The organism is Nitrospirota bacterium, assembly GCA_040756155.1.
Classification (GTDB): domain Bacteria; phylum Nitrospirota; class Thermodesulfovibrionia; order JACRGW01; family JBFLZU01; genus JBFLZU01.
The window spans coordinates 17248-27218 of the sequence record JBFLZU010000125.1; the positions used below are offsets into that span (position 1 = coordinate 17248).

The 9971-nt window shown below is 41.6% G+C and carries 8 protein-coding genes; 1 reads left to right on the forward strand and 7 read right to left on the reverse strand.

The features are described from left to right. The gene (locus AB1488_11885) at positions 1 to 708 is read left to right on the forward strand and encodes a hypothetical protein (protein MEW6410785.1); all 708 of its coding nucleotides are present in this window, start codon (positions 1 to 3) and stop codon (positions 706 to 708) included. Here AB1488_11885 and AB1488_11890 read toward each other — a convergent pair. Genes AB1488_11890 through trxA form a run of 7 tightly spaced genes read right to left on the reverse strand, consistent with a single transcriptional unit; the run spans position 659 to position 9606 of the window. Continuing rightward, a complete protein-coding gene (locus AB1488_11890) occupies positions 659 to 2089 on the reverse strand; it encodes an FAD-linked oxidase C-terminal domain-containing protein (protein ID MEW6410786.1) in 1431 nt (476 codons plus the stop codon). The two genes, AB1488_11885 and AB1488_11890, sit on opposite strands and share 50 nt — an antisense overlap. After that, a complete protein-coding gene (gene smc, locus AB1488_11895; GenBank protein MEW6410787.1) occupies positions 2086 to 5685 on the reverse strand; it encodes a chromosome segregation protein SMC in 3600 nt (1199 codons plus the stop codon). The genes AB1488_11890 and smc overlap by 4 nt, the downstream gene beginning before the upstream one ends. Continuing rightward, a complete protein-coding gene (locus tag AB1488_11900; GenBank protein ID MEW6410788.1) occupies positions 5675 to 6826 on the reverse strand; it encodes a 3-methyl-2-oxobutanoate dehydrogenase subunit beta in 1152 nt (383 codons plus the stop codon). Before AB1488_11900 ends, smc begins: the two co-directional genes overlap by 11 nt. A gap of 41 nt (positions 6827 to 6867) precedes the next feature. After that, positions 6868 to 7095: a 4Fe-4S dicluster domain-containing protein gene (locus AB1488_11905; GenBank protein MEW6410789.1), complete on the reverse strand. Its 228-nt coding sequence runs from the start codon at positions 7093 to 7095 to the stop codon at positions 6868 to 6870. A gap of 3 nt (positions 7096 to 7098) precedes the next feature. Beyond that, positions 7099 to 8733 carry a DNA repair protein RecN gene (recN, locus tag AB1488_11910; protein ID MEW6410790.1) on the reverse strand — a complete coding sequence of 545 codons (1635 nt, stop codon included), beginning with the start codon at positions 8731 to 8733 and terminating at the stop codon, positions 7099 to 7101. Then, a complete protein-coding gene (locus tag AB1488_11915; protein MEW6410791.1) occupies positions 8733 to 9272 on the reverse strand; it encodes a TlpA disulfide reductase family protein in 540 nt (179 codons plus the stop codon). Before AB1488_11915 ends, recN begins: the two co-directional genes overlap by 1 nt. Then, complete coding sequence (gene trxA / locus AB1488_11920; protein ID MEW6410792.1) at positions 9265 to 9606, reverse strand: thioredoxin; 342 nt, start codon at positions 9604 to 9606, stop codon at positions 9265 to 9267. Before trxA ends, AB1488_11915 begins: the two co-directional genes overlap by 8 nt. Between the last annotated feature and the right edge of the window lie 365 nt (positions 9607 to 9971).

The following is a 9971-nucleotide window of genomic DNA, read 5'->3' on the forward strand; positions in this document are numbered from 1 at the left end:
ATGAGGACTTTGTTTTATGTCCCCATTATCCATATGGATGTTGACCTTGGATCTCTTGCCGAGGATGTAGCAAAAAGAGGCATCAGGGACTTAGGAGAAGATATCTGGGCAAAACACAAAGAGACAGTATCTGGTTTCTGGGATTCCATAATTGAATATTTCGACAATTTAGAAGTCTCTGGTTTCAAGATATACCAGGATGGAATGATTGCCGATGGAGATATTGGTCAAAAAATAGTTGAGGAAGGGCTGAAGAGTGGCAGTAAAAATTATGAAATTATATCAAAGCTTCTCCAGAGGGGTGCAATTTTAGTAAAAACCGAGGATTTTGCTCTGGTGGTAGAAGAAAGAGACAGGCTTCGCCAGTTAACCACTAAGAAAAATATAGCGAAATTAATTGCCTATCTAAAATACAGGTTGATAAAGAATCAGTTGCTTGAAAAAAGAGACAGATTTATAGCCAACAGAATAAACCAAACTCTAAACAGCGGAGAGACAGGGATTTTATTTATTGGCGCCTATCACAATATAATCCCTATGCTTGATAAGGATATCCATGTAAAAGAAATAAAGGAAATAAAAAAGATAAGAGACTACCATAAGGTACTTCTCCATGTTGGAAAAGACCGAGAAAGATTTGAAGCATTATCTGAATACCTCATTTCTCCAATCCAGTCGTCTCAGGAGGAAATATCTTGTGGGGATTAAGTATATTCTGAGGGTCGAAGTCCTTCTTTATCTTACGCATCAGTTCTAATTCAACATTACCTATCTCCATGCCGATGTATTTTCTTTTCGTGAGTCCTATACCATGTTCACCAGATATGGTTCCTCCGAGTCTTAGAACCTCTTTAAATATTTCTGCAACTGCCATCTGTGCCCTTTCATACTCATCTGTAACCCTTTTGTCTGTCATGATATTTACATGAATATTACCGTCACCTGCATGTCCAAAATTGACGATGTTGACCCTGTAATCTTTCCCTATTTTTTCAAGCGTCCTTAACATCTCGGCAAGATGGCTTCTCGGCACGACTATGTCTTCATTTATCTTTGTCGGTGAAATCCTGTATAGTGCAGGTGATATTGCCCTTCTTTCCTTCCACAGTCTTTCGCAATCATCCTCATCCTTTGCTACCTTTATATCAGAGGCACCACAGTCTGAACATATCTCCGCAATCCTTTCTAAATCAGGTGTAACTGAGCTTACTGAGCCATCCACTTCGATAAGTAACATGGCATCAATATCTTGCATCTTGCAACTTGCATCTGCCATCTGCCATCTGGCATCTTGCATCTGATTGGAAAGGTATCCCCTGACCGCCCTTATAGATGGCCTGTCCATAAATTCAAAGGTTCTTGGGATTATACGAGATGATATAATCTTCGAGATTGCATTTATCGCTCCCTCCATCTTCTCAAAGGATACGGATAGGGTTCTGACCACTTCGGGAAGGGGAAGAAGTCTGAGTATTGCCTTTGTAATAACGCCGAGTGTTCCTTCTGAGCCGACCATCAGCCCTGTAAGGTCGTATCCAACAACACCCTTTAGTGTTCTTACACCTGTATTAATTATTTTTCCTCCAGGCAAGACTACCTCAAGTCCGAGCACATAATTCCTTGTTACTCCATACTTTAATGCCCTTGGCCCACCTGCATTTTCAGCGATATTCCCACCGATTGTGCAGAAATCGAGGCTTGCAGGGTCAGGAGGATAAAACATTCCCTGCAATTCAACTTCTCTCTGAAGGATCCCATTAATCACACCCGGTTCAACAATAGCAATCATGTTTTCTCTGTCTATCTCGAGTATCTTATTTAGCCTTTCGGTTGAAAGCACAATGCCACCTGCTACAGGAATAGAGCCACCTGACATACCAGAGCCCGCTCCTCTCGGTATCACAGGTATCTTCTCATCCTCTGCAAAGGATAATATCCTGACGGCGTCATCTATTGTTTCAGGTATTGTTACGGCGTCTGGTAGGACTTTAAGGTTGGTTGCATCATATGAATAACAGATGAGATATTCTCTATCGGTGAGTATCTTTTTATCACCGATGACCTTCTTAAGCCTCTCTGAAATGGTCATAGGTCTTTTAATTTTACCGAGATTACCTTAGAGATGCCAGGTTCTTGCATAGTGATTCCGTAAAGGATATCTGCTGATTCCATCGTCCTCTTGTTATGCGTAATGATGATGAATTGACTTTTATCTGTAAGATTTTTTATCAGTGATGTAAACCTATCTACATTAGCATCATCAAGTGGTGCATCTATCTCATCTAACAGACATAAGGGGCTTGGTTTTACAAGGAAACTTGCAATGAGCAGGGCGATTGAAGTTAATGCCTTTTCCCCTCCTGAAAGAAGCGATATGTTCTGAAGTCTTTTCCCAGGAGGCTGTGCAATGATATCTATACCTGATTCAAGTATATCATCTTCAAGGAGGATGAGTTCTGCCCTGCCTCCACTGAAGAGATATCTATAGACCTCCTGAAATTGACGATTAAGCTCATTGAATGTATCTTTGAGTATTGACTTTGTAGTAGCGTTTATCTTTATTATCGCCTCTTCGAGCTGCTCGATGGATGTGAGCAGGTCTGTTTGCTGTGATGCTAAAAAATCGTATCGTTCCTTCAGTTCGTTAAATTCATCAATGGCGCCAAGATTTACAGGTCCAAGTGCATCGAGTCGCTCCTTCAATTTAGAGACCCTTAATTCTGCTTCATCCCGTGCCATATCAAACTCTTCTTCTGATTCATAACCATCAAGTCCTATTCCGTACTGACTCCTTATCATACCTAAGAGGTGTTCTATCCTGAGTGAGAGTTCGGTTCTTTTTATCTCTATAGATGAGATTTCTTGTCGCATCTCATCTATAAGTGATCTCTGTTGCTTGAGTGCTTCCTCAAGCTCTGTTATAGAGGCCAACATTAAATCGTAAGACTCCTTTTTATTGTCAAGATGCTTGTGATGTTCTGTTATCGTCTCAAAGAGTGATTTTACCTGTATTTCTGCCTCCTGGATGAGTTTCTCATATTCCTTCCTCTTCTTATCTATCTCCCTGAGTTCTTCTGTATATTCCCCTATCTTTAATGCTGTTTCTCTCTTTGTTTCTTCTAACTTTTCACATTCCCGCTGTATTCCATCGAGTCTCTCGATGACTGATTGCATCTCTACCTTCAGTTCAGTAATCTCATTCCGCATCTCCTCAAGGGTATGCGACTTTGTTTTTAGTTCTTCATCAGCTACATGGATGTCTCCTTCAAGTTGGGTCTTTTCCCTCAAGACTCTATCAGATGCCTCTTTTAATTGTGAAAGGTTATCTTCTGTTTTCTGCCACTCATCGGTCAGCCCATTCATTTCAGCTTTTATTATATCTATCCTGTTAGCCAGTCGTTTATACTCATCGTGCTGAATGGAGAGCATCTTTTCTCTATCGAGTATCTCTAATTCAAAGGTATGAAGTTTCTCCTCAAGTGTATGTTGTGATTGTTTGAGGGATTCGATCTCTTCGTTCATAACCCTGAGTTCCTCTTCAAGAGATGAGATTAAAGAGTGCTTCCGCTTTATAGCAGAGTCAAGTTCTTTAATCTCTCGTTTTCTCTTGAGCAGTCCAACCCCTCTACCTTGATTGCTCCCTCCAGTTACCGCTCCCCATGGTTCAATAACCTCACCATCGAGTGTTACAATCCTTTTCTCAGCGCTATCGCTATGCCAGAGGTCTATCCCTTTATCGAGATCTTCGACAACGATTACATCGGAGAGCAGGAAGTGAACTATTTCTTCATAGCCCTCTTTACAGTTAACCAGATCCAATGCCTTCCATGTTTCGGGATATTCTTGCCCCTTGCCCCTTGTCCCTTGCCCCTTGCTCTGCCTTCTTGGCTGTAATGGAACAAATGTCCCTCTACCCTTGCCTTCATTCTTGAGATAAGAGATTACTTTTTTGATCTCCATATGGCTATCTACTATGATGTCCTGAAGTGCCTCTCCAAGTGCTGACTCGATGGCAACTTCATACTCAGGAGATGTCTCTATCATATCCGCTATCAGTCCATGTAGTTTGAAAGACTCCATTGGAGTCCCCAAAAAATCTTTGGATTTTTTGGGGTGCCCCAGTATAGAGCGTATGCCTTCACTGTAGCCTTCAAGTGATGCCTCAAGTTCTTTAAGTGACTGGAGTCTCGATGTGGCTGCCACAGCCTCTTCCCTTGTGTTTTGTATCTCTGTTTGCTTTTCTCTGAGCCAGATTTCCCTTTCTGAGATTCTCTCTATGAGGGTTTCCTTTTCCTTGAGCAACCTCTCAATAGACTCTCTCAGGGCTAAAATATCCTTCTCATTTACCTGTATTTCACCATCTATTTCAGCAATCCTGCTTTCTGCCTCCTGTTCTTCTTTTTTTAGTCTCTCTTCTTTGCCCTTCGTTTCCTGCTGAATATGCTCAAGATGTAATATCCTGTTTTTTACATCTGATAGTTCTGCTGCCTTTTCAAAAAGCCTTTTTCTTGCATCCTGCTGGGATACATGTAGTTCGGTTATATCTTCTTCTTTTAATTTAAATTGCGAATATAACTGCCTCAATGCCTCTTCTTTTATTATCAATGTGGATCTGAGTTTTTCCATCTCCTGGTGGCGTTGTGATGCAGTTAAATCAATGGTCTTGACAGAACCTGAAAGTTCTTCCATCTCATTTTTGGCTCTCTCTGTTTGAATATCCAAGTTCGATGTCTGATTTCTCATCAGGGATATGTCACCCTCTTTTTGTGTGAGTCTCTTTTCAGATTCAAGTATCTCATTCTGTAAAGAATGGGTAGACCTTTCCAGAAGTGTAAGTTCTATCCTTTTATTCTCGAGATCAAGCTCATTCTCAGAGAATGCGGCAGATTTCTTTGCCTCCTCCTCTTTGAGTCTGCGTAAATGTTCCTCTACACCTTTCAGTGACGCTGTTAGCTCTACATGCTCCTTTGAAGCCAGATTTAGCTCGATTACCTTTATCTCTTCTTTTATCTTTCTATACCGTTCTGCCTTCTTTACCTGTCTGTGAAGTGAATCCATCTGTCTCTTTAATTCCGTAACTATGTCTCCTATCCTTAATAGATTTTGCTGGGCAGTTTGTAACTTCTGGATCGCCTCTGTTTTTCTCACCTTATATTTCATGATTCCTGCTGTCTCTTCTATCAGGAATCTACGCTCCTGTGGTCGGGCATTCAATATCTCACCTATCATGCCCTGCTCGATGATTGAATGCGACCTTGCACCTATACCTGTATCAAGGAATATGTCTCTAATATCCTTGAGCCTGCATGGAACCTTATTTATAAAGAACTCACCTTCACCTGATCTGTAGAACCTCCGTATAATTGATAAGGGGGCATCCCAAAAAATCTTGTGATTCTTTGAGGGATCATTCTCGGAAAACCCTTGACTACTTATCACTAAATTCACCTCAGCCATACCTGTAGGTTTTCTATTTTCACTTCCATTGAATATGATATCTTCCATCCTGTCACCACGAATGTTCTTTACGCTCTGCTCCCCTAACGTCCATCTAAAGGCATCAACTATATTACTCTTTCCACACCCATTTGGACCCACTATTGCAGTAATCCCTGGCTGAAATGTAAATACTGTCCTGTCAGCGAAGGACTTAAAACCTAAAAGTTCCATCCTCTCAAAATGCATAGTGCTCCTTTATAATACCGTATATCTCCTCAGGAGTTGGTATACCTCCACCAGGCCGTCCATAGAAAACAACCTCAGACCGTCCACTTATAGAAAGTTTAACATCTTCAACCATCTGCCCGAGATTCATTTCAACAACAAGGAATCTCTTTACCCTGTCTGATACATCGGATATGAGACAGGATGGAAATGGAAATAGAGTTATAGGGCGAATAAGACCCACCTTCATGCCATCCTTTCTCGCTGCGTTTACTGCAGATGTGGCTATCCTTGCAGCAATGCCGAAACCTATTATCACAAATGAGGCATCATCGAGATAGAGGCATTCATACATCACCTCTCTTTCAGTCATTCTGTCATATTTCGCCTTCAGCAACCAGTTTTTATCCTCCAGTTCTCCTTCATATTTCATACATAGAGACCTGATCACTCTCGGTTCCCTATCTTTACAGCCATCAAGTATCCAGTCCTTTTTTTGTGTTCCTTCGACGGAGTTTATCCCGAGCGAAGCCGAGGGGCTCAGGACAAGTCTGTGTTCTGTGTTCCTCCGACGGAGTTTATCCCGAGCGAAGCCGAGGGGCTCAGGACAGGTCTGTGTTCTGTTATATGGGATGGGGATGAGGGGCTCCACCAGTTGTCCGAGTATACCATCTCCGAGAATCATAGCTGGATTCCTGTATTCATCTGCCTTATCAAATGCCTTCATGGTTAGATCCCAACTCTCCTGAATAGTTGCGGGGGCATAGACTATCATCCTGTAATCACCATGCCCTCCTCCTTTTGTTGCCTGAAAATAATCAGCCTGGGATGCGGATATATTACCAAGACCAGGTCCTCCCCTCTGAATATTTACAATAACCGCTGGTAGTTCAGCACCACAAAGATATGAGATAGCCTCCTGTTTTAGTGAAATACCAGGACTCGATGACGATGTCATTGCCCTTACCCCTGCTGCAGAGGCACCATAGACCATGTTTATAGCAGCGAGCTCACTTTCTGCCTGGATGAATACCCCCTTTACCTCAGGCATCCTCAATGACATATATTCTGGAATCTCATTCTGTGGTGTTATTGGATAGCCTGCATAGAATCGACACTCTGCCTGAATAGCAGCCTCAGCAATTGCCTCATTCCCTTTCATGAGTATTTTCTTTTCACTCTTCACTTTTACACCTTCACTCCTCACTTCTCACTATCTTTAAATACCTCAATAGCTATGTCAGGACATATCTCTGCACATTGGGCGCAGGCATTACATTGCCCGCTATTCCTGAGAATAACAGGGGTAAAGCCATAACTGTTTATCGTTTCATCGATGGCGAGTATGCCTTTCGGACACACAGTTATGCAGAGTTCACAACCTTTACATCTTTCTCTGTCAATTATTATCTTGCCTGTTATCTTGCCCATAACCTACTCTGTCTTCCCCAGTAAGTCGGCGAAGTCTTTTCCACCGAGCATCCTTTCTATCTCTCTCTTTCTTTCTTCTCCCGCAAGATTTTTAATCCTCACTATAGCCCTTTTACCCTCGATACCTTTTCTTACTGCGATATGTGTATCAGCCAGCGATGCAATCTGAGGCAGGTGTGTGATACAGAGCACCTGCGCTCTACTGGAAAGGAATTTTAGCCTTTTACCTACTATATTTGCAGTGTCACCTCCGATGCCTGCATCTATTTCATCAAATATTATGGTAGGGATTCTATCTGCCTCAGCAAGTATGCTCCTGAGTGCCAGCATAATCCTTGAAAGCTCACCACCTGAGGCTATCTTGCTTAGAGATTTTGGCTCTTCCCCCGGGTTTGTAGAGATAAGAAACTCAACCCTGTCAATACCCTTATACCCCCAGCTACCATCCTGTGTTATCTTTATAGTAAATTTAGCCTTCATTGAGAGTGCATTCAACTCTTCTTCTATCTTACCTTCGATCTCCTTTGCAGCCACCGCTCTCTTGCGTGATAGATCATCTGTAAGAGCTCTGTAAGCATCCTCAGCCTCTCTAATTTCATTCCTGAGGGCGCTGATCTTCTCTGTCCCTCTTTCGATAGATAATAGTTCATTTTTTGCCTTTTCTCTATAACTTAATATATCTGCAATGGTATCACCATATTTTCTTTTTAATCTTGATATCTGGTCAAGCCTTTCCTCTATCTGTTCCAGTTTCTCTGGATTGAACTCTATTCTCTCCATATAATCCCGCAGAAAATACGCTGAATCATGAAGCATTGTGCTTGATGTCTCAATATCTCTGAGTGTATCTTTTAATGTGTTATCTATCGCAATCAGCTCCTTTAGATTGTGAATTATTGCATCAATGTTACTGATTATGGAGCAGTCGGAGGAATAAAGCTTACTATAGCTATCTAAGATGACGCTACTCAGTTTTGCGGCGTTGGAGAGTATTAACCTTTCATATTCAAGGGTCTTTTCTTCATCGACCTTGAGATTTGCTCCATCTATCTCGGTGATTTGAAATTTAAGCATATCCTCCCTTTGTGCCCTTTCACGCTCATTTCCTTCAAGTAAAGCTAACTCCCTCTGCATCTGGTTGAGTTTGGAAAACAACGATGAAATCTCCTTTCTCGCCGCTAAAAGTGCCCCATAGCTATCGAGCAAATCTATCTGTTTATCAGAAGAAAGGAGTGATTGGTGCTCATGCTGTCCATGTATATCTACAAGTTCTGGGGTTATTTCTGAAAGTGTGCGAAGACTTACAAGGTTATCATTTATGTATATCCTTCCCTTCTCAGTTCTGTTGATGATACGACGGATAATAATCCCATCATTGATATTGATGCCTTTCTCATTAAGCCTTATGATTGCAGGGCTATCAGAAGGAATTTCAAAGAGCGCCTCAACAACAGTCTCATCAGCACCTGTCTTTATCATCTCTACAGACGCCTTTTCTCCAATCACCAGACCAAGGGCATCAACAAGGATGGATTTTCCTGCACCTGTCTCCCCCGTAAGGACATTGAAACCAGAGGTGAAGGTAGCGCGGAGATGAGCTATGATGGCGAAATTACTGATTCTTATCTCTTTGAGCATTACAGCAATTCTTTAATCTTTTTTTCTATCATTGCTGTCATCCCAGGGCTAAATCCGACAAAATTCTGCTGTATCCTTCCATCCTTATTGAGTATAAAGAGAGAAGGTATTCCCCTGACTCCGTATTTCCTTGTGATAGATTCATCAGCCATGAGAATGGGATAGGACATTTTATAAGCCTCCTTGAATGCCTTTACTATGTTAGGGCCTCCCGCATCTACAGAAAGACCGAGGATTACAACACCATTGTTTTTATATTTTTCATAAAGGCTATTTAAGTCAGGGACAGATTCCTTACATGGTGGACACCATGTCGCCCAGAAATCTATCAACACAACCTTCCCTTTGAAATCATCGAGGCTGACCTTCTTTCCGTCAAGGTCTTTAAGTATAAATGGAGGTGCTAAATCTCCGAGCTTTGGTGGGGGTGGGTTTTTCTTTTCACATCCAAGAACTACGAATATCCCGATGAGTATAAATAAGAGAGCTGAACGGTGAACGGACAACGATGAATTAAAAACGAAATTGGTTCTACGCATCTGTTTTATTGAGTAAGGAGTCTATTTTTGACTTAAGTTGACTTTTCGGAACAGCCCCTATAACCTGATCTACTGCCTTACCATCCTTAAAAAAGAGCAGTGCAGGAATTCCCATTATCTTATATCTGCTTGCAAGTTCAGGACTTTCATCTGTGTTAACCTTTGCGACCTTCAATCTTCCACTGTACTCTGTTGCGATCTCTTCGACAATTGGAGCTATCATACGGCATGGTCCGCACCAGTTAGCCCAGAAATCTACCATAACTAAAATATCTGAATTAAGCACCTCCTTTTCCCATGAACTGGTTTCTACTTTAACAGTTAAATCTCCCATCTATGAAACCTCCTCTCAAAACTTTTTTGCATTATAATTTAAGGAATGGTCTTTGTCAATTAATTTGAATAAAAATGGGACGGTTCTATTTTCTCCTCGGCTATTCCCCTTTGTTAGAATGTGATATACATATTCCTTTGGTGCTATGCTTGCTGTCTTCGGCAAAGGGGACTGTCCCAGAATTACGGGCGAAGCCGTAGATTCGGGACTGTCCCCGTGGATGGATTATTATCTTTTTTATCATCTTTTATCTTTACTGTCACTATCAAGAAAATAGAACCGTGAGGCTGTCCCAAAATGGTGGCATGAAATCTGCATATTATTTTGTAGTTTTTTGAAAGGAGGCAGGTGCATGTCATTTAAAG